The following is a 21,508-nucleotide window of genomic DNA, read 5'->3' on the forward strand; positions in this document are numbered from 1 at the left end:
TCCGGGCCCGCATCGGGATGATGATGAAACCGGGAGCCCGGGTCGATTGCGACCCGATACATGCGGCAGGACGCCAAGGGGCCCTGCCGGAGAGGAAAACAGATGTTCAATGAAATCAAGAGATCCATCGAGTGGGGCCATGACACCCTGACGCTGGAAACGGGCAAGATTGCCCGCCAGGCAGATGCCAGTGTTATCGCCACCTACGGCGAAACCAGCGTCATGGCCGCTGTCGTCTTCGAAAAGAAGCCGAAGGAAGGGTTCGATTTCTTTCCGCTGACGGTTCACTACCAGGAAAAATACTACGCAGCCGGCAAGATCCCCGGCGGGTTCTTCAAGCGTGAGGCACGGCCCACCGAGAAGGAAACGCTGACAAGCCGCCTGATCGACCGCCCGATCCGCCCGCTGTTCGTGCCGGGCTTCAAGCACGAGACGCAGGTAATCTGCACCGTGCTGTCCCACGATCTGGAAAATGATCCGGACGTGGTGGCGATGATCGCCGCCTCCGCCGCTCTCACGCTGTCCGGTGCGCCGTTCCTCGGCCCGATCGGGTGCGCGCGCGTCGGTTTCGTGGATGGCGACTACATCCTGAACCCGGCTGTCGAAGACATGCAGGGCCTGCGCAACAACCCCGAGCAGCGGCTCGATCTGGTGGTTGCCGGCACGAAAGACGCCGTGATGATGGTCGAATCGGAAGCCTACGAGCTTTCCGAGGCCGAAATGCTGGGCGCCGTGAAATTCGGCCATGACCAGATGCAGCCGGTGATCGACATGATCCTCGATCTGGCGGGCGAAGCGGCGAAAGAGCCGTTCGACTTCCAGTCGCCGGATTATTCCGACCTCTACGCCAAGGTTCAGGCCGCCGGCGAGGAAGCCATGCGCGCCGCCTTCGCGATCACCGACAAGCAGGAGCGGACGGCAGCCGTCTCCGCCGCCCGCGAGACGGTGAAAGCCGCGCTCAGCGAGGAAGAGCTGGAGGACAAGAACCTCGGCTCCGCGATGAAGAAGCTGGAAAGCTCGGTTGTCCGTGGCGACATCCTGAAAACCGGCAAGCGCATCGACGGCCGCGACCTTTCCACCGTGCGGCCCATCGTGGCCGAAGCGGGCCTCTTGCCCCGCACCCACGGCTCCGCGCTCTTCACCCGTGGTGAGACGCAGGGCCTCGTGGTCACCACGCTGGGCACGGGCGACGATGAGCAGATCATCGATGCGCTGCACGGCGAAAGCCGCTCCAACTTCATGCTGCACTACAACTTCCCCCCGTATTCCGTGGGTGAAGCCGGCCGCATGATGGGCCCGGGCCGCCGCGAGATCGGCCACGGCAAGCTGGCATGGCGCGCGCTTCAGGCGGTCCTGCCTGCGGCGACGGATTTCCCCTACACGATCCGTGTCGTCTCCGAGATCACCGAGTCCAACGGCTCCTCCTCGATGGCGTCCGTCTGCGGCGGTTCGCTTTCCATGATGGATGCCGGTGTGCCGCTGAAAGCCCCCGTGGCCGGTGTGGCGATGGGCCTGATCCTCGAAGGCAGCGATTTCGCCGTGCTGACCGACATCCTCGGTGACGAGGATCACCTCGGCGACATGGACTTCAAGGTCGCCGGTACGGAAAACGGCATCACCTCGCTCCAGATGGACATCAAGGTTGCCGGCATCACACCCTCGATCATGGAGCAGGCGCTGGCACAGGCCAAGGACGGCCGACTGCACATCCTGAACGAAATGGGCAAGGCGCTGGCCGAAGGCCGCAACGAGTTCTCGGCCCATGCCCCGCGCATCGAGACGATGAACGTGCCGACCGACAAGATCCGTGAAGTCATCGGTTCCGGCGGCAAGGTGATCCGCGAGATCGTGGAAACCTCGGGCGCCAAGGTCGACATCAACGACGACGGCGTGATCAAGATCGCCAGCCCCAATGCCGAGGCCATCGAGAAGGCCCGCGGCATGATCCACGCCATCGTGGCCGAGCCCGAAGTCGGCGAGATCTACACCGGCAAGGTTGTAAAGATCATGGATTTTGGTGCCTTCGTGAACTTCTTCGGCAAGCGTGACGGCCTCGTGCACGTCTCCCAGATGTCGAACGAGCGTGTCGGCCACCCGAAAGACGTGGTGCAGGAAGGCCAGGACGTGAAGGTCAAGCTCATGGGCTTCGACGATCGCGGCAAGGTCCGCCTTTCCATGAAGGTTGTCGACCAATCGACCGGCAAGGAAATCACGGAATCCGAAGAGGCGTAATCCGCCCCTGGGTATTGCCTTGAAAGCCCCGCAGTGAAAGCTGCGGGGCTTTTTTTGTCGAATGAGCCGAAGCTTCCGCCGTTATTGGCGTCAGTACCGTGCACCTTGCCGAATTTGCTCAGATCCTCTGTGAGAGACCCGCAGCATCGGCTGCTGGCTGGTGTGGTAGGAACGCACCGGGGGCTACTGGCAACGCCCCCCCGTGCGCGCTGTCAGTCGTTCAGCTTCGCACGTTCAGATTTCAGCGCCAGCCACAGACAATAGCACATGATCAGGACAACGATGGTGAAGGGAATGCCGGTGGAAACCGCAGCGCCCTGAAGCGCGGCCAAACCTCCGCCAAGCAGCAGGGCGATGGCGACAAGTCCCTCCAGCGTGCACCAGAAGATGCGCTGAATTACCGGCGCGTCCATCTTGCCCCCGGCCGTGATCGTGTCGATGACAAGGCTGCCGCTGTCCGACGACGTGACAAAGAAGATCACGATCAGGATGAGGGAGATCGGTGCGACGATACCGTAGAATGGCAACTCCTTGAGGAAGCCGAACAGCGCCCCCTCGGGTGCGTAGCTGTCGATCACTGTCGCTTTCACGCCTTCCGCACCACCAGCGTTCAGCATGTCGATTGCCGCACCGCCGAAAGTGGACATCCACAGGGCGCAGACGGCCGTGGGGGCGAGCAGTGCGCAGATCACGAATTCGCGCACGGTGCGACCCCTGGAAATGCGGGCGATGAACATGCCGACAAAGGGCGACCACGCAATCCACCATGCCCAGTAGAAGGTCGTCCAGCCGTGGAAATAGCTTGTATCCTCTCGCCCGAACGGGTTCGAAAGGGCGGGCAGCATGACCACGTAATCGACCATCACACTGAAATACCGGGTGATCGCCGTACCGATCCCGGTGACGAGGACGACGAAGATGAACAGGCAAACGGCCATAATCATGTTTATCTCTGACAGACGCTTCACGCCCTTGTCCATGCCCAGCAGCACGGAGCAGAGCGCGATCCCGGTAATTCCGACAATCAACAGAACGTACACCGTGTTGGACGGGACGATGCCGGCGACTTCGTATAGCCCCGCGGCCACCTGCTGCGCCCCCAGGCCGAGCGAAGTCGTCAGTCCGAACAGCGTGGCGAACACGGCCAGCGTGTCGATGGCATGGCCCCACCAGCCCCAAACCCGTTCGCCCAGCAGTGGATAGAAGGCGGAGCGCAATGTGAGCGGCAATCCCAGATTGTAGCAGAAAATCGCGAGGCTCAGGCCGACAGCGGCGTAGATCGCCCAGCCTTCCAGCCCCCAGTGGTGAATTGTCCCGACGACGCCGACGTATTCGTTACCCGGCAACGTAGCGTCTATCCCCAGCGGACGGGCGGCGCCGCCTTCGGAGAAGTTGTAGTAGACGGGCTCGAGCACCCCGAAGAACAAAAGGCCAATGCCGATCCCGGCAGCGAACATCATCGCGATCCAGCCGGCATAGGTATAGTCCGGCTTCGCGTCCTTGCCTCCGATCCGGACGGATCCGACGGGCAGGACAATGAGGGCAAGGCAAAACAAGGTTATCGCATCGACAGACAGCACCAGAAACCAGTCGAAAGTACTTGTCAGCCAGGGTCGCAGCCAGCCGAAGAATTCGGCTGATGCTTCCTGATTTGCGAGCGCCAGAAGAACAAAAGCAAAAATTACGATGCTGGATATCAGAAAAACCGGATTGTGAATGTCGAGACCGAGAGGTCGAATATTATCCTGCCCCATCTCGTAATCAGTCGAAAACTCCATCGCATCTGTCGGCTGCTCTGGCGGTATATCGGATGTTGTCATGATGTCCCCTCTGGCGCCGGTTTTTTTCTGTGGCTGCCTTTGTCAAAGGTCGACTGTTTTTTGCTGCCTGTCAAATTTTCCCGTTGAAGCGCCGCGTTGTTGCAGACGAGCCGTCACAATTCGTGGTGGCGATGGTAATCGGCGCTGGCGTCCTCTTGCCGCAACAAGCGGCAGAGTGAAGGCGGGATGTGCGCACCTTCCGGCCCGGATGGCGTCCATGTGCAAACGTGTTTGCGGTGCCATGACTCTGCCGGTACACATTGAGAAACGACAGAGACGAGGGGCCATGCGCATCGGATTTGACTATGGCGGCACGAAGATTGCCGGGATTGCGCTGGACGACGCTGGCAACACGCTGGCCAGTGGGCGGGTGCCGACACCGCGGCATGATTATGCTGGCGGGCTGGAGGCGATTGCCGGGCTGATGACCAGGCTGGAAACTGAAGCCGGCGAGGTCTGCACCAATGTCGGCATCGGCGTGCCCGGATCGGTGGATCGCGATACCGGGCGGGTGACCCTGGGCAATTCTGTCTGGCTCCATGGGCAGGACCTGAAGGGCGATCTGGCAAGGCGTCTGGACCGACCGGTAGCAATTGCCAACGATGCCAACTGTTTCGCCCTGTCCGAGGCCGTGGACGGCGGCGGGGCCGGGGCGGAGGTGGTGCTCGGCGTCATTCTCGGCACGGGCGTCGGCGGTGGCATTGTCGTGAAGGGGCAACTGATTGAAGGGATCAACGCCATCGGCGGCGAGTGGGGCCACATCCCGCTGCCGATGCCGACGGATGATGAGCGTCCGGGGCCGGTGTGTTCCTGCGGTGTGCACGGACATACGGAGGCGTGGCTGTCCGGCCCGAGCCTTGCTGCCGACCATCTGCGCAATAGTGGAGAAGACCTGAAGGCCCCGGAGGTCATCGCAAAGGCCGCGGCGGGCGAAGCACAGGCGGAGGCAACGTTGCAGCGGTTCGAGGATCGTCTGGCGCGGTCACTGGCAACGATCATCAACTTTCTCGATCCGGATGTGATCGTGCTGGGCGGCGGGCTGTCCAACGTGGAACGCTTCTACGAAACCGTGCCGCCGCTCATTCAGCCGCATGTATTCGGTGACAAGTTCAATACCAGAATGGTCAAGAACGTGCACGGCGATGCTTCCGGCGTGCGGGGGGCGGCCTGGCTGGAGCCGCGCTGATGACGCCGGTACCGCCCTTTGCCGACGAAGCGGTGGCGAGGGTGTTTCAGGCGTGGCCGGAGGAGGCGCGGCAAGGGCTTCTGGCCCTGCGGGAGCTGATCTTCGAAGTGGCCGCGGAAGAAGGTGTCGGCCCGTTGCAAGAGACGCTGAAATGGGGCCAGCCCGCCTATCTGGCTGCGCGCAGACAGGGCTCTACCCTTCGGCTGGGACGCCCGAAAGCGGGCGGCTATGGCATCTATGCCCATTGCGCGACAACCATCATCGCGGAGTTCCGGGAAATGCACCCGGACGGCTTCGACATAGAGGGCAATCGCGCCGTACGCTTCGCCGATGGCGCCAAGCCGCCGCTGGATGCGCTGCGCATGCTGATCAGGCGGGCACTCACATATCACCGCAGGTAGAAACCGGCCTTACCTGTTTGCGCCGGCGCGGGCAGCGGTCTTGAAACGAAAAAGCCCCGGCATTGACCGGGGCTCTTTGTTCTTCTGATGCCGGATCAGGTCAGCGTGCGTTCGATCTCCTCGGTCTCGAAAATCTCGATGACATCGCCTTGGCGAATGTCCTCGTAATTCTCGAAAGCCATGCCGCATTCCTGGCCGCCTTGGACTTCCTTGACCTCGTCCTTGAAGCGCTTCAGCGTCTTCAGCTTGCCTTCGTGGATCACCACGTTGTCGCGCAGCAGACGCACACCGGCCTCGCGGCGGGCGACACCTTCGGTGACGACACAACCGGCGACCTTGCCGACGTTGGAAACCTTGAAGACTTCCTTGATCTCGGCATAACCGATGAACGTCTCCTTGATTTCGGCGGAGAGCAGGCCGGAAGCCGCCGCTTTGATATCATCGACCAGATCGTAGATGATCGAGTAATAGCGGATCTCCACACCCTTCTGGTTCGCCCCTTCGCGCGCGGGCGCGTTGGCACGGACATTAAAGCCGATGATCGGTGCGCCGGAGGCTTCGGCAAGTGTCACGTCGCTTTCCGTGATCGCGCCAACACCGGAGTGAAGCACGCGCACACGAACCTCGTCGTTGCCCACCTTTTCCATCGCCTGCACGATTGCCTCGGCGGAGCCCTGCACATCTGCCTTCACGAGGATCGGCAGTTCGGTGACATTCTCGTCGGCCTTCTTCTGGGCCAGAAGCTGGTCCAGCGTCGTGGCGGCGCCGAGGGCTGCCTTCTTGTCCTTGGCGACCTGCTGGCGGTACTCGGAGATTTCCCGCGCCTTGTTTTCATCCACGACCACGTTCAGCACGTCACCCGCTTCGGGTGTGCCGTTGAGGCCGAGAACTTCCACGGGAACCGACGGCCCGGCTTCCTCGACACGTTCGCCCTGGTCGTTGATCAGCGCACGAACCTTGCCCCACTGTTCGCCGACAACGAAGATGTCGCCACGTTTCAGGGTGCCGTTCTGTACCAGCACCGTGGCAACCGGGCCGCGGCCGACGTCGAGTTGCGCCTCGATCACCGCGCCTTCTGCGGGGCGGTCGGGGTTGGCCTTCAATTCCAGCAGTTCGGCCTGAAGGGCGATGTTTTCGATCAGTACGTCCAGCCCCTTGCCGGTGACGGCGGAGACTTCAACGTCCAGAACGTCGCCGGACATCTTCTCCACGATCACTTCATGCTGAAGCAACTCGGTGCGCACTTTTTGCGGGTCGGCACCCGGACGGTCGATCTTGTTGATCGCAACGATCATCGGCACACCCGCCGCCTTGGCATGGTGGATCGCCTCGATCGTCTGCGGCATGACGCTGTCATCCGCGGCGACGACCAGAATCACCACATCCGTCACCTGCGCGCCACGGGCCCGCATGGAGGTAAAGGCAGCGTGGCCCGGCGTATCGAGGAAGGTCAGCGTCGCGCCGCCGTCCGTCGTGATCTGATAGGCACCGATATGCTGGGTAATGCCACCCGCCTCGCCGCTGACGACGTTCGTCTTGCGGATCGCATCCAGCAGCGATGTCTTGCCGTGGTCGACGTGACCCATGATGGTGATGACCGGCGCACGAGTCTGTAGATCCTTCGGATCGTCGTCGACGGTCACGATGGCGGCTTCCACATCCGCGTCGGAGACACGGACAACCTTGTGGCCGAACTCCTCGACAATCAGCTCCGCGGTATCGGCGTCAATGGTCTGGTTCTGCGTGGCCATGATGCCGTTGGTCATCAGCGCCTTCACCACGGCGGCTCCACGTTCCGCCATGCGGTTCGCAAGTTCGCCCACGGTGATCGCATCCGGCACCTGCACCTCGCGCACGACCTTCTCGCGCGGCTCGTTGCTTCCACCCATCATCTTGCGCTTCTCACGCTCCTGGCGGCGCTTCATCGCAGCCATGGAACGCTGGCGACCATCGGCCCCCGTCGCCTGGGTAATCGTCAGCTTGCCACGGCGGCGGTCATCGTCGCCACGTCCGCGGGAAGATTTCTTCTCTTCGGCCTGTTTGCCCGCATTGCGTTTGCTGGCAACCGGCTTTCCGGCTTCGGCGCGAGAGGCGGCGGCCTGCGCGGCGGCAGGATCCTGTGTGTCGTCACGTGCGGCGGCGGCGCGGGGCTTGGGCGCGGCCTTGGCCTCCGCTGCCTTGGCGCGGGCAGCCTCTTCGGCGGCTTCCTGCTCCTTGCGCTGGCGGGCGATCTCGGCCTCTTCAACGGCTTTTTCACGCGCCTCTTTCTCAGCGCGCAGAGCATCCATCTTTTCCTTGTGGGCGCGGTCCGCGTCCTGACGTTCCTTGGAGGAATCCTCAAGGGCTTTCGCGGCGGCCAGCGCCTTGCGGCGACGCTCCAGTTCCGCGTCGGGCAGGTTCCGCTCACCGCCGGTGCGGGCAACGGAAGCAGCGGCGCTGGACCCTGCCTTGGGAACAAACGTCCGCTTCTTCTTCCGCTCCACCGTCACCGACTTGGTGCGGCCGTGAGAGAAGCTCTGGCGCACCTGGCTCGTCTCCGTACCGCCACCACGCAGCCCGAGAGTTTTGCCCTTGTCACCATTGTCGGTCGTATTGCTCATTCGTATCTTAACCTTTCACCTCGGAGGCACTCCCCCGAAATATCCTACGCGGGGGCCATCCCCCTCAAAGTACAGCCAACAAGATGTTAGCCCCGATTTGGTCGCAACCCAGTCAGTCGCGCCGACTCATATCTGACCAGTTCGCCGAGTCCACCCGCAATCAGTGCGGCATGTATCACACGATCACGCCCAAATGCCAAACCCAATTCCTGTGCAGAGAGCACATCAAAATAGGTATTTGGGCCTTCTGGAGGCCTCAGACGTCGCTTTTCACGTTCCGAACCGTCCGAAGCCTGAAAAAGACAGGCCGCGTCTTCGGTTTCGAGCAGTCCCTTTACTTTCTCCAGCCCGGCGATTGCCTGGCCGGCCTTGCGCGCGAGTGACAAGACTTCGATCACCCGGGCCGCCAGCCGTTCCGTTACCAGTTCAGCCAGCCTTTCGTCTGTTCGCACGCTGCGTTTTGCACCGCGTGGGAACAGATTCTTCTTCACCGCCTTCTCCAGGGCCGCCTTGTCAGCGGACACCCAGATGCCACGGCCGGGCAGCTTTTCGGCGAGATCGGGGACGATCTCATCCCCGGGCCCAACCACAAAACGGATCAGGCCAGCCTTCGGACCTGAAGCGCCGGTGGCGATGCATCGCCGTTCCGACGCATCATCCCTTGTCCGTTGCCCTCCGCGCGGCATCTCCGAAAACTCCGGGGCGCATCAGGCCCCGGCCTCCTCGGAGTCGTCGCCGGTCGCGGCGGTTTCGGCATCGGTGCCTTCGATACCCTCTTCACCGAAGGCTTCGGCTTCCGCCGCGGCCGTCTGTGCGTCCAGTTCCTCTTGCGACACCCAGCCGAGCTGAACACGAGCCTTCATGATATGGTGCTGGGCCTCTGCCAGATCCATATCAAATTTCTCGAGCAACCCGTCGTCCTTGACGCGCTTGCCGTCGACCACCGTATATCCGCCGGCCAGCTCCCAGTCTGCACAGGTCGCGAAATCCTCCAGCGTCTTGATGCCGTCTTCGGCCAGCGCCTCTATCATCTGGGGCGTCAGCCCCTCGAATTCAACAAGATCGTCCTGAACACCCAGTTCCTTGGCGTGTTCCAGCGCCTTGGCATTGATTTCTTCCAGGCTTTCACGCGCGCGCGCCTGAAGTTCCTCGGCTGTGGAATCGTCGAAACCATCGATGGCGGAAAGCTCGTCCATTTCGACGAATGCGACTTCCTCGAGAGAGCTGAAGCCCTCGGAAACCAGAAGCTGCGCCACCATCTCGTCGACGTTGAGCGTATCCATGAACAGCTGGCTGCGTTCCGCGAACTCGGCCTGGCGACGCTCAGATTCCTCGGCTTCGGTCATGATGTCGATGTCCAGACCGGTCAGCTGGCTGGCAAGACGCACGTTCTGGCCACGGCGGCCGATCGCCAGCGAAAGCTGCTCGTCCGGAACCACCACCTCGACACGCTCCGCCTCGTCGTCGAATACGACTTTCGCCACCTCGGCGGGCTGAAGTGCGTTCACGAGGAAGGTCGGCGTGTCTTCGTTCCACGGAATGATATCGATCTTCTCGCCCTGCAACTCGTTCACAACAGCCTGCACGCGAGAGCCGCGCATACCCACGCAGGCTCCCACCGGGTCGATGGAGTTGTCGTAGGAGATCACACCGATCTTCGCGCGGGAGCCGGGGTCGCGGGCCACGGCCTTGATCTCGATTATGCCATCATAGATCTCCGGCACTTCCATCTTGAACAACTCGGCCATGAATTCCGGTGCCGTGCGGCTCAGGAATATCTGCGGGCCGCGCACCTCGCTGCGTACGTCGCGGATATAGGCGCGAATGCGGTCGCCGGTGCGATAGGCCTCGCGGTTGATCAGCTGGTCGCGGCGCAACACGGCCTCGCCCCGGCCGACATCGACGATCACGTTGCCGTACTCCACGCGCTTGACCAGACCGTTGATGATCTCGCCCACGCGGTCCTTGAATTCCTCGTACTGACGCTCCCGCTCGGCCTCGCGCACCTTCTGCATGATGACCTGCTTGGCGGACTGGGCGGCGATCCGGCCCATCTCCATCTGCGGCAGCTCGTCCGTGATCGTGTCACCGATCTGCGGATCTTCCAGCCACTGCTTGGCATCCGCCGGCGTCAGTTCCGTGAAATGGTTCTCAACCTCTTCGACCACTGTCCGCACCCGCGTCATCGTCAGGTCGCCCGTCTTCGGGTCGATCTTCGCGCGGATGTCGTACTCGGCGCCGTACTTCTGGCGCGCGGCTTTCGCCATGCTCTCTTCCATCGCCTCGATGACGAGCACGGGGTCGATCATCTTTTCCCGCGCCACCGCATCCGCGATCTGCAGAAGCTCCAGCCTGTTGGCAGAGGTTACAGCCATTTCACATCTCCTCCGTATCAGGGTCGGCCGCGGCGCTCTCCTGAATTTCATCAAACTTTTCCGGGTCGAACCCGGCATCCTTCTTCGCCTTCAAACTCTCGTCGATCAGCGCATCCGTCAGCACCAGCTTGGCTTCCGTCAGCCACTCGAATTCCAGCCCGATGATCCCCTCGGCAATCTCGATCAGCACCTCGCCGTCCTGCACACCGGCCAGCACGCCCTTGAAGTTCTTCCGGCCAGAGATCAGCTCGGCCGTCTGCAGCTTCGCCTCGTACCCCTCATACGCCTCGAAATCCTTCAGCCGCGTCAACGGCCGGTCGATCCCCGGAGAGGACACCTCCAGGCTGTATTCCCCCTCGATCGGGTCCTCCACGTCGAGAACGGCGCTAACGGTGCGGCTGATCCTGGCGCAATCATCGACCTCGATCCCGCCGTCGGGCGTATCGGCCATGATCTGCAGCCGAGGCGTCTTGCCGCCCATGAACCGCAGCCGCACAAGCTCATAGCCCAGCCCCTCGATATGAGGCTGGACGATAGAGGCCAGACGCTGATCCATCGGTGCTTTCGCCACGAGATCGGACATTGAGGGCTCCATGAGGTGTTGCAGACACAAAAAAACGGGCGCGCGGCCCGTCGAAACTTCCGGTGGGACCGTGAGTGTGGACCTCACCATCGCCGCTATTGGCGTTCATATAGGCCGCGCCGCCGGGAATCGCAAGAGCGAAGCGCCAACAGGGCGGAGAAAGCCTAAGAAGGCGGTGCCCCACCCCCCCGACCGGTATCAAGGCGAAGCCGCCGGTCAAGCGCCTGCCCGTCCCGTCACGCCGCAGGCGTGCCAGATCAATTCGGCGCACCTCCGCTGCGACGGGCTGGAGCTTTGTTGGCATCACGCGGAGTGACGAAGAAAAAAGACACGTGGCAGGCATAAATCGAGCGACACAACCGCAGCAGCGCCACCCCACGGGCAGGCTCTTGTCCGGCGTGTGTTGAGTTTGGCGGGAAGCAGTCGTTCGCTGCACGGCAGAAACCCGTAGTTTAGCGGGAGCAAGGACAATCCCAAGCGCTCAATTACGAGCTGAGTTTTCAAATGACAGATGAGGTCGCCGTCAACACCGCTCCACCAAGTCGATCAGGCGCAGATAACGATAGTCGGACGTCAATGATGGTTCGGTTTCGGCGATCAGGGCAAGAATCTTCGGTAGCTCATACGGGAGGCGCGATAGCACGTTGGGTGTAACCCGGTGGATCAGATCAAGTGTTTCAGTTGGGAAACGGGTAGTGATCGGTTCCTCTTCATTGACCTCACGGGTGAAGCGATAAAACGGATGGTCATCGGTCTCGATTGGCACCAAGAACTTCTTTACAGCTTCATAGACCACTGGAAAATTATCGCCTGTGTCGTCAAGCAGACCGATCCAAGCTCTAACGGATCCAGAGGTCCGATACTGTCGCTCTCTGGGCCAGTCTTCATTGACCAAGGAAACCACGTATTTAATCCAACCATCGTCGTTTCCCTGTCCCACACGTCCTAGCCAGAAAGTGAACCGATTGCGGGAATCGTCGGACATTGCCCGAAGAACGGACCTCATCTCAGCCTTGGTAAGTCCGCCTGGTTCATCAGGATGAAACACCCGCATAAAACCCAACCACTGAGCGGCCACTTTTGAGAGGTCACGGTCCCATGAGAATTCTTCGACCCATGGAAACAGGTCGAGCATCAGGGGCTTAATGATTTCGGCCAGTGCGGTCCAGGGCACACGCCCACTGTGAAGGAAGCCATTCCATGCTGGCTCCGAGGCCGGGTGATCATACGCCAACAGGGGGATGAGGCGCTCTTGGGTCCAATCCGGATCAATGTACATCAGCCAGTTGAGCTTGCTTGTCGCTATCGACACGGCGTGATCGGAGCCTTCGCCTGGTGCCGCGAACAATCGTTCCAAGCGGGCCTTGATATGGTCGGGAACTAAGGAACCGGCTTCCTGCTTCTCTCCAGGTACAGCGTGGAACAAAGCTTCCGCACACATTCCCAATGGGCCGTTGATTGCATGGCCATATGTGCGCCTGGATCGTTCTATAACCTCTCCACCCATGCGGACCTCGCCACGACCACTTGCAGCGGCATCCGCTCCACCACTCAGGATGCCATCAACCACATGATCAAAAACGGTCCAGGCCAGAACGTCGTCGAACTCCAGCATCCCGACCAGGTTCTGTTCCAACCACCGACCCAGTGTATGACGGAGCTCAACAACGATTGGGTGCGGAAGGCGAGCAAGGCGATGCAGGAAGACCCTTCTGAGCCGGGGAGCGATGTCTGAGGGCAACTCGTTAATTATTGCTGACCAGAATGCCTGTGGGAAGTCATCGGCTTTCCCGGCAATGGCTAGGGCGGAAAGGGCTTTCCGGGGATTTGCCCGTACCAATCCCGTAAAGGGGCGGCGCTCGGTGAAACTACCAAAGTCGCGCTTCAGGTCTTCTTTTGCCCTAGCGACGACCTCGTTGACTGGGATGTCGATCACAGCGTCGGGAGCTTCATCCGTTCCTACCCAGCCCACATGCGAGCCCGACATCATCACGGTCGAAGTTGCCCAACCATCATTCCAATCTGGAATCCTCGCGATGATTTCTGCCAACCTCGTCGCCGGAGCATCAGTTAGTTTGCAGCCATTCAACTGAAGGTAACGCCCATATCTGGCTGCAATTCGATCACGAAACGACGGGTATTCTTCCTCTGACCAGTGGCCCATATTGTCGGGGCCAGCCAAGATGCGTTCTGCGATTACTTCCTTGTTCTCATCCGTGAACTCATCCCACCGATCCACCAAGGCGAAGAGAAGTTCGCGCACCACGTTGGTGTCCCAGAACGCGGTCTGATCAAACATGGAGATGATCTCGGCGGCGTCGTTCGCATCGAACAGGTCAGGCTTCGACAGCGCATAAAGCTTCAGCTTCCGGAAGAAGTACTCGTCGCCTTCGTCCCAGAGCATCGCATGGGCCATCGCCCGTTGAGGCGCGAGTGCCACGATCCGGTCGAAGAGTTCAATCAACAGAAGAAATGGTTCAGCAGAATCATGGTAATGCTCACCACCGTCCGTTTCCCGGTCCGGGTAGCATGTCGGCGTGGTGAAGTAGGACACACTAAGGTCGGACAATATCCCAGCCGCTGTGGTGAGTTGGTTTTCCAGAAGGTGAAAAACAGCGGGCAGGGCCTCATCCGGCACCACGAGGTCCTCGTTGTGTCGCTCAAAATACTTGATCTCGAACTGAGCGATCTCGTCGATACGAAGTTCACCCCACTCCAATGTAGGCGGTTTGTTTTCATGCAGGCCCATTGGGCGTTTGATGTTCAAGCATGGTTGGGCTGCTTGATGAAAGTCACGCAGGACGCTGGAGACCCAACCCTCTTCGGCGATGCGTTTCTTCAGGTCGTACCAGCGCCCGTTCCACCGACGGTTCCGAGGATCACGGTGGTGCTCCAATATCAGGTTCCAGATTTGTCGGCAGTTCCTGTCCGCGCCTTTCGCTTGGTCGAGGTGCCAAGCAATGTGATCGATGAGGCGAGGATGCAGGCCAAGTTGACGAGCCGCCCACCAGGCGATCACTGGCGCTTGGAATGACTTTCCGATCCAGCGGACGAGATGCCACAACCGGGTCGGCATTGCCTCATGGCCCTCTAGCTGGCGACCTCCGAGGCGGTGAAAATCGGGCGGGTTGTAATCGCCACTCCGCCATTCGAGCAGGTTATCGTTTCTGGTTCCCCGTCTGAAATCCTCATCACTGATCGGACCAAGATCATCATCGAGGCCATATGCCTGCACGGGATCGAACTCTTCGGCATCTTCCCCGTATCCGCTGCACTTCTTGGCATTGCGAACGAATGCATCGAGGACGCAAACCCACTCCGGGTGTGGTGATGGTTCGGCGTCGGCAAATGCCTTGGCTCCCGGAACGGAACGTAGGACATGGGCGACCTGGCCACGCTCGTGCGGTGATATCTCCTTCGGGTCACGTTGCGCAGAAGCGACGACCCGGCTCCGCCAGGCACGTGGGTCGTCAGCCCGGTCAGCCCAGGCTTCCATGGACTGCCATAAGTGGCCATGATCTTGATAGGCGATGGCAGTTACGCCCCGATCTCGCCACTTGGCTTCAATTTCCTCCGGCTCCCCTCGGTCGAAGGCATAGAGGCGCGTTCGGTCGAACTGACCATCATGGTTGAGCCCTTGAAGGAGGTACTTCACGGGCGGGTCTTCGGCCTGATACCCGACAAGAACGACGGTATATCGTTCCAGCAGGCCGCTGATGAACTTCGTGGCCCATGCCTCGGACAGATAGGCTCTGCCGAAATCTGCACTGCTCAGCACGTAGGGGTGTTGGGTCGCATCTGGTGCAACAAGTCGCCCGTGTAGATAGGTGATACCATCAATTGGTGATCCGAATGCCAGATCAGGGAACGCTGGGGGAATATGGGCCGGGATGCTGCCTGCTTCGTCGCCAAGTTCGAACAGGTGATCGAAGTTGGTAGTCACGATCTGGGGGAGGCCACTTTGGTTCGACGATATCCGCTTCACCAGGCTGTGTTCATGACCTATGGTTGCTGCTGTTGATGGGACCGACAACCGCTCTGTTACCAGTGCGTTGACCTCATCCCGACCATATTCCTGGTGCAGAAGGTTAAATATCTGGTCGAGCGGAACATTTGCTGCTGTTGCGTCGGCTCGCCAGGGGTCGAACGCCTTCATTATCTCTGATCCTTCCGGCGGATCGAAGAAGTTGATCACGTGCTCCGTAAGCCCGAGAAACGTTGGCATTCCCGAATTGAACGACACTCCGGCACCACAGAGGAAGACGACCCGACCAGCGTCGCAACGCTCCAGGAGGAGATCGGGAATAGAAGGGCCGTCAGAAAAAAATCGCATGTTGGAGGTTTAATGATCGTAGCCAGCTCTGCCAGAAATGGCATTGTGAAGTTCTTTGCACAGTGGAACTTGCTCTGTCTATGGCGTTCCGCAGAACAAGATACTTCGCGAATGGCAGATCTCATAGCTGCCGCACCGCGGCGTACTCGGCAATGCGACCGTCCGCTATGGGCCGTCCTTTTCGAACGGCCCAAAGGTTTAGATTTCAATGGCCTCCGAGATTGCCAAGGCATCTTCGAGTTCAACGCCAAGATATCGTACTGTACTGTCCATCTTGGTGTGACCCAGCAAAAGCTGAACAGCACGCAAATTGCCCGTTTTCTTATAGATTTGTGTGACCTTCGTCCGTCGCATTGAATGCGTACCATAAGCTGTAACTTCCAAACCAATGGACCCAACCCAGTCCCGCACGATCCGCGCATATTGACGCGTCGAGATGTGCAGGCGCTCGTGGAAACGTCCTGGCCAAAGAAATTCGGACCCGACCATCAGGGGGGCTTCCATCCATTTCGCGACCGATACCCGCGTGCCTTCCGAAATTTCAAACTGAACCGGTTTTTGGGTTTTGCTTTGTAGTACGGATGCCCGCGCTTTGATCTGCCCTGACGCCATCACATCAACGACTTTCATCCGGACGAGATCACAGCCACGCAGTTTGCTGTCGATAGCCAAATTAAACAGGGCAAGGTCGCGATGGTTCTCCGCCAGCTCGAGCCGTACGCGGATTGCCCAGACGTGCTTGGGCTTCAGCGGGAGTTTTTGACCGACGATGCGCCCTTTGTTCCAAGCGGGCCGAAGCGCGCGAATGGCCGGTAAGTTTGGTGTTTGCATGATAAATCCTCCGATCCACCATTCCCTCCCACAGCGGCAACCAGACGTTGACAGCCCTGTATATCACAAGATGTGCAAAAACCGCGAAAGTCCGCAATGAGCCCAGAGTCACCGATTCTGCGCAATGCACGAATGGGAGAGAAGCGCAGGATCCAGACTTTGCAATGCTTGGCTCATGTCAGCTTCGCTTGCAAAGCAATTCCTTGTATGAGAGCGTTTTGGTTTCAAAATCGACTTCGTGACATGACAGAAAACTACACTCTAAAACAAAGCCTCTATGTTCGTGCCAGCATGTTTACCGCTGATGAACTTAGGCGGCAGAAACGGCTTGGCCTAGACGCAATAAATGAGAACGTTCTCGAAGGATTGTTAGATCAAAGGGCGAAATTTGAAGGTCAGCAAAACAATCTCGTTCGTTCTCTCACGATTTCACTTTTCTTGGCTTTTGTCGCTTGGAGTGGGGGAAACATCCAAGTTCCCGGAACAGGCGTGTCTATAGCAGAGATACCCGCGTTTTTGGAGCTTAGCCTAATCACGGCAGCTATTAGCGTCTTAATGGTAACCTACTCGTTTCTTTCACTGCAACTGTACAGCGCCGTGATTGCTGCTGTGGCAAGTAATGTGCTGGGAAAGAACAAGCTTGATCCCGATTTGTTTGCCGCTGCTCACGCTCCTACGTGGTTATTCGTGAAGTACTGTAAAGCGGCCCCTGTTGACGGGCGAATACCCGGCTATAAGGTATCGAAAAGCGGAAGAGTTTTTTATGGCGTCCTCGTCGGATCCTTATCCGTAATCCTGCTTACCTTGTGGCTCCTCGCAATCGCCAGCATTCTTTATATCGCTCATTCAGGATTATCTGATAATGTCGCCGGATGGGTGGTCTACGCCACATGCATCGTTATCGTATTCGCGTCATTCATTTCTATGGCGGCAAATGTGGTTCAATTCACTCACGAGATGGATTTTCGGTTCTGGAAGAGATGGAAACCGACAGAGGCGATCTCGGAAGCCGGTCCGCTATTGAGTGAAGTTCGAACCACCATTCTGGGCCGGTAACCGTCATTGCCTCGTGATCTGTCAACGGCAGCTTTGTCCGCATTGTGGTCATCCGCAGCCTTAAGATGCTGCGGCTGCGCCAATGACCGCTTTCGGGAAGCTGTATTGCGGGGACATCGTTCGCGCTCAATGTCCGTTATGGGCCGTTTGCTTCAGGCCGCACGAGGGTCGGAAAGCGGACCTAATCCGCAGGCGCGAAATCGCAGAAGCTGCCGGAAGAAAACGGATGTTCAGGGTAAGAAACGGTTTGTGCTTCTATGCAAACGCGGCGAATGGCTGGAATGAGCACGGTTTGGCGGCCACCACAATCTTCATGAATGACCGCCCTTCGTCTCACTCAATCAATCCAAGATATGCAAATATGCCTTAAAAGATACTCGTTTCGTTGCATCCTTTGATATGGTCGCGATCGTTCCTAGTCTTCGGATGCGCATCAAAGGCTTGCCGTTGTTACCCGATGGGTCTCAAGTTGCTAGGCGAGTTGCCAAGATAGTCAACCAGTTGGAACTGTTTAAGCTGTGCGAGGAAAAGAAAATGTTCCATAGCCTGCACGGTCTTGAGATTGGCGATCTGCGGCGCACCGCCCATTGCCAAGGCTGGGAAAAAACCGAATGCCTGTCCCGTCTTCAGTGGTCCAAGCGCGCTGACCGCAGGTTTGAACATCTTTTTACCGTCGTAGTCCACCACATCCAGACTGTCGGGCTGATGGCCCAACAGATGGGCGACAATCGATGCATTTTCGTTGTGCTTTTTTCTGGGGTCAGCCAGCCCAGATGCTGAGACGCGCCCACGCAGCAGATCTATTCTGACGATCCAGTGGCGTGTGCTCCAGACAATCAGATTTCCAAAGGGGCCGTAGCCAATAACATGGCAGTCTTTGTGTGAAAAATCTTTGTCTGCCTGAAAAACCTCGGATAAAAGGCCATCAAACTCATCCGGCACGCACAGGCGCATCAACCCGCCCTGAAGCGCCCCGAGACCGTGATTGCGCCAAAAATCGATCAAGATGTCGGGCAGGACCCCAGTCCAAGTCTCCAGCGTGGCCGCGGGCACGACGGATGCACCGATGAGAGGCCCCGAACGTTTCAGCACGCTATCGATATGATCTTTACCGCTGCGGCCTTTGATTTCGCTGATATATGTCATTCGCTACGGCCCATTTGAGATCGTGCCAATCGGCCTGCGCTATCACCCATTCGGCAGCTTGCTCAAAGGTACCACGCGCGCGGACGGCAAAGTTTTTTAAATAATAATCTCTGTTTTCTTCCAGTCCATGGCGAGCGCAATAGGCAGGAGTCTTGTCAGGGGGTGTGGTCATATTCACTCTTTCCAAAATTTATAGGCGCGCGCGAACCTTTCGGCATCTTTTACAACAAAGGCCACGGCCTCTTCTTCACTGGGCCATGCGCGATATCCGCGTTTGCTGCCGCGTTCGCTGTAATAGGTGTGCCAGACGCCATCGATTTCCTCGATGCCGTGGATTTCGCCCCCACCAAGCCCGCCATGGCTGTAGGCGGTTCCATCTTCGACGCTATGAGCGGCCAAATAGGTTTTCATTTCTACGAGTCTCATGGGTTTTAACACTTATACTAATGTTGCTCAGCGGTCAGAACACCATCCGCACTCTTTTGACGCCTTGCAACCGCGCTGGAATGTGCTCTTCGTGGAGATGTTCCAAACTAGATAAGTGTCTCGGCTGTTTGTCCAGGTTACAATCATGGATGCAATCAACGGTTCGGGCCGTTCCCTGACGGAGATCAAGGCTGAGGCCCATCCCCCCCCACGCACTCGCGTTGTTCGATGAAAAAGGAGGGCGACGCCGTGACTGTCGATGGCATCGCGGTGGCGTCCGGCATTTCGCGACGAAGCTTCTCCGCTATTTTCCCACGAAAGAGGACGGTGTGGTCGTTGGCTGTATACAGAAAACTTTCGTCGCTAGTGCTGCGAGTGTTCGGTTCGCCCCCCCACACCGGACATTAAGGCATGCTGAATTCTGAACTAAATCCAAATGTCCGCTTTGGGGATGCTGCACCGCGGCAACTTAACCTACGACTAACGGCCGGTTTGGGCCGTTTTCGCCCATCAACCTAATTCTTGACCATTCGATCAAAATTCCAAACGCAAAACAATCCCGCCCAATCCACGTCCACTGTTCTTACGCCCGTTTCCCCAAACACGCACCCATACCAAACCCATACCGAAACCATACCAAACCCATACGCCAAATCGCGTCGGTCCGGGTCGGTCTGGCCAACCGCTCCCTCGGGCGGGTTGCCATACCGAACCCATACCAAAACCGTACCAAATCCATATTCACTTTGCCCACGCCGCAGGCAGCGGAAGGTGCGCGGGCTTGACTTGTTGCCGCCGCGACCTCTCTCTGTGCGAAGGCCCGGTTTCGCAGTCGAGGAGCACAAGGTGCACGAAACGCTCTCCCAAATCGCTTTGGATCACACGGATACGTCGCAGAAATGGTGGCGCGGTGCCGTGATCTACCAGATCTATCCCCGCTCCTTTCAGGACAGCAACGGCGATGGCGTCGGCGATCTCGTGGGCATCACCCGGCGTTTGCCATACGTCGCCGACCTCGGCGTCGACGCCATCTGGATTTCACCGTTCTTCACCTCTCCCATGGCTGACATGGGCTACGACGTCTCCGATTATTGCGATGTCGATCCGGTTTTCGGCGTGATGGAAGACTTTGATTCTCTTGTGGAAAAAGCCCATGAGCTTGGCCTCAAGGTGATCATCGACCAGGTGCTTTCGCATTCCTCCGATCAGCACCCGTGGTTCCAGCAGAGCAAGCTGGACCGCGACAATGCCAAGGCAAACTGGTACGTCTGGGCCGATGCCAGACCCGACGGAACACCGCCAACGAACTGGCAATCCGTGTTCGGCGGATCAGGCTGGGCATGGAACCCCAAGCGCAAGCAATACTACCTCCACAACTTCCTCGCCTCCCAGCCCGATCTGAACTTCCACAACCCCGAGGTTCAGGATGCCATGCTGGACACGGTGCGCTTCTGGCTGGACCGGGGTGTCGATGGCTTCCGGCTGGACACGGCCAATTTCTATTTTCACGACAAGGAGTTGCGCGACAACCCGCCTTTGGCCAAGGGGGCCGCCAACGATGTGCCGGACATCAACCCCTACGGCTATCAGGACCACCTCTACGACAAGACCCGGCCTGAAAACATCGGCTTCCTGAAGCGTTTCCGTGCGTTGCTGAACGAATATCCGGGCACGGCCTCCATCGGCGAAATCGGCGATGGCACCCGCTCGCTCAAGACCATGGCAGAATACACGGCGGGCAATGACCGTTTGCACATGTGCTACTCCTTCGACTTCCTCAGCCCGGATTTCTCCGTCGAACATTTTCGGGGCTGCGTAGAGGATTTCGAGGCGGCCTCGCACAAATTCTCGGACGGTTCCTCCTGGCCATGCTGGGCGTTTTCCAACCACGATGTCATCCGCCACATGACCCGCTGGGCAGAGGAGGGCGATCACGACACAATCGCCAAGTTGGCGGCGGCCATGTTGCTGTGCCTCAAGGGATCGGTGTGCTTCTATCAGGGGGAGGAGCTGGGCCTGACGGAGGCCGAAATCGCCTTCGAGGATCTCACCGACCCTTACGGCATCAACTTCTGGCCGGAGTTCAAGGGGCGCGACGGATGCCGGACGCCGTTTCCATGGGAAAGGGCGCTTGCGTTCGCTGGATTTTCGGAGGTGAAACCATGGCTGCCGGTGCCAGATGAGCACATCTCGGCAGCATCGGACACACAGATCGGCTCCAATGGCTCGATTGCCGAATTCTACCGCGATTTCATCTCATTCCGCAAAAGCCAGCCAACGCTGATCTCCGGAGATATCAGTTTCGTCGACTGGTCGCCGACCGGTCTGGCCTTCACCCGCGAAGGCGAAGGAGAACGGCTGCTGTGCCTGTTCAATCTTGCCGCAAGGGCACAGGCCTTCAAGGTGCCGAAAAACTGGGTGCTGACGGAGTTTTCACCTACGGAGCCGAAGGGCAGGGCGATAAGCGGTCCGGTGGAATTGCCCCCCCACGGCTTCATGGTCGCGCGGATTGGCTGAGT

General features: G+C 59.0%; 14 protein-coding genes. 5 read left to right on the forward strand and 9 right to left on the reverse strand.

The window, feature by feature from the left end:
* Nucleotides 1-102: 102 nt before the first annotated feature.
* Nucleotides 103-2,232 (forward strand): polyribonucleotide nucleotidyltransferase, encoded by a 2,130-nt coding sequence (gene pnp, locus GO499_RS16830; protein ID WP_161863268.1) that lies wholly within the window; start codon nt 103-105, stop codon nt 2,230-2,232.
* 212 nt (nt 2,233-2,444) lie between these two features.
* Here the strand turns inward: pnp and GO499_RS16835 are convergent, their stop codons facing one another.
* A complete protein-coding gene (locus GO499_RS16835) occupies nt 2,445-4,052 on the reverse strand; it encodes a BCCT family transporter (protein WP_161863269.1) in 1,608 nt (535 codons plus the stop codon).
* Nucleotides 4,053-4,338: 286 nt separating this feature from the next.
* Here GO499_RS16835 and GO499_RS16840 point away from each other — a divergent pair, with 286 nt between their 5' ends.
* Nucleotides 4,339-5,238 (forward strand): ROK family protein, encoded by a 900-nt coding sequence (locus GO499_RS16840; protein ID WP_161863270.1) that lies wholly within the window; start codon nt 4,339-4,341, stop codon nt 5,236-5,238.
* Complete coding sequence (locus GO499_RS16845) at nt 5,238-5,639, forward strand: DUF1801 domain-containing protein (RefSeq protein ID WP_161863271.1); 402 nt, start codon at nt 5,238-5,240, stop codon at nt 5,637-5,639. Before GO499_RS16840 ends, GO499_RS16845 begins: the two co-directional genes overlap by 1 nt.
* 95 nt (nt 5,640-5,734) lie before the next feature.
* On the opposite strand, the gene infB is transcribed toward GO499_RS16845, so the two are convergent.
* From infB to GO499_RS16875, 6 genes are all read right to left on the reverse strand, one after another.
* On the reverse strand, nt 5,735-8,239 hold the full coding sequence (gene infB / locus GO499_RS16850; protein WP_161863272.1) for a translation initiation factor IF-2: 2,505 nt from the start codon (nt 8,237-8,239) through the stop codon (nt 5,735-5,737).
* An 86-nt stretch (nt 8,240-8,325) separates the two neighbouring features.
* Complete coding sequence (locus tag GO499_RS16855; RefSeq protein ID WP_161863273.1) at nt 8,326-8,925, reverse strand: RNA-binding protein; 600 nt, start codon at nt 8,923-8,925, stop codon at nt 8,326-8,328.
* A 21-nt stretch (nt 8,926-8,946) separates the two neighbouring features.
* Nucleotides 8,947-10,614 carry a transcription termination factor NusA gene (gene nusA / locus GO499_RS16860; protein ID WP_161863274.1) on the reverse strand — a complete coding sequence of 556 codons (1,668 nt, stop codon included), beginning with the start codon at nt 10,612-10,614 and terminating at the stop codon, nt 8,947-8,949.
* Between the two features lies 1 nt (nt 10,615).
* A complete protein-coding gene (rimP, locus tag GO499_RS16865; protein WP_161863275.1) occupies nt 10,616-11,197 on the reverse strand; it encodes a ribosome maturation factor RimP in 582 nt (193 codons plus the stop codon).
* 523 nt (nt 11,198-11,720) lie between these two features.
* The gene (locus tag GO499_RS16870; RefSeq protein WP_161863276.1) at nt 11,721-15,530 is read right to left on the reverse strand and encodes an SIR2 family protein; all 3,810 of its coding nucleotides are present in this window, start codon (nt 15,528-15,530) and stop codon (nt 11,721-11,723) included.
* Between the two features lie 198 nt (nt 15,531-15,728).
* A complete protein-coding gene (locus tag GO499_RS16875; RefSeq protein WP_161863277.1) occupies nt 15,729-16,361 on the reverse strand; it encodes a tyrosine-type recombinase/integrase in 633 nt (210 codons plus the stop codon).
* A 243-nt stretch (nt 16,362-16,604) separates the two neighbouring features.
* Here GO499_RS16875 and GO499_RS16880 point away from each other — a divergent pair, with 243 nt between their 5' ends.
* Nucleotides 16,605-17,417, forward strand: coding sequence for a hypothetical protein (locus tag GO499_RS16880; RefSeq protein WP_161863278.1), 813 nt, complete (start codon nt 16,605-16,607; stop codon nt 17,415-17,417).
* Nucleotides 17,418-17,867: 450 nt separating this feature from the next.
* Here the strand turns inward: GO499_RS16880 and GO499_RS16885 are convergent, their stop codons facing one another.
* Both GO499_RS16885 and GO499_RS16890 read right to left on the reverse strand, forming a co-directional pair.
* Nucleotides 17,868-18,563 carry a GAD-like domain-containing protein gene (locus GO499_RS16885; RefSeq protein ID WP_161863279.1) on the reverse strand — a complete coding sequence of 232 codons (696 nt, stop codon included), beginning with the start codon at nt 18,561-18,563 and terminating at the stop codon, nt 17,868-17,870.
* A 174-nt stretch (nt 18,564-18,737) separates the two neighbouring features.
* Nucleotides 18,738-18,974: a hypothetical protein gene (locus GO499_RS16890; RefSeq protein ID WP_161863280.1), complete on the reverse strand. Its 237-nt coding sequence runs from the start codon at nt 18,972-18,974 to the stop codon at nt 18,738-18,740.
* 861 nt (nt 18,975-19,835) lie between these two features.
* Between GO499_RS16890 and bglA the strand changes: the two genes are divergently transcribed.
* The gene (gene bglA / locus GO499_RS16895) at nt 19,836-21,506 is read left to right on the forward strand and encodes a beta-galactosidase BglA (protein WP_284154794.1); all 1,671 of its coding nucleotides are present in this window, start codon (nt 19,836-19,838) and stop codon (nt 21,504-21,506) included.
* Nucleotides 21,507-21,508: the final 2 nt, after the last annotated feature.

Origin of the sequence: Algicella marina, from assembly GCF_009931615.1 — a bacterium.
GTDB lineage: Bacteria > Pseudomonadota > Alphaproteobacteria > Rhodobacterales > Rhodobacteraceae > Algicella > Algicella marina.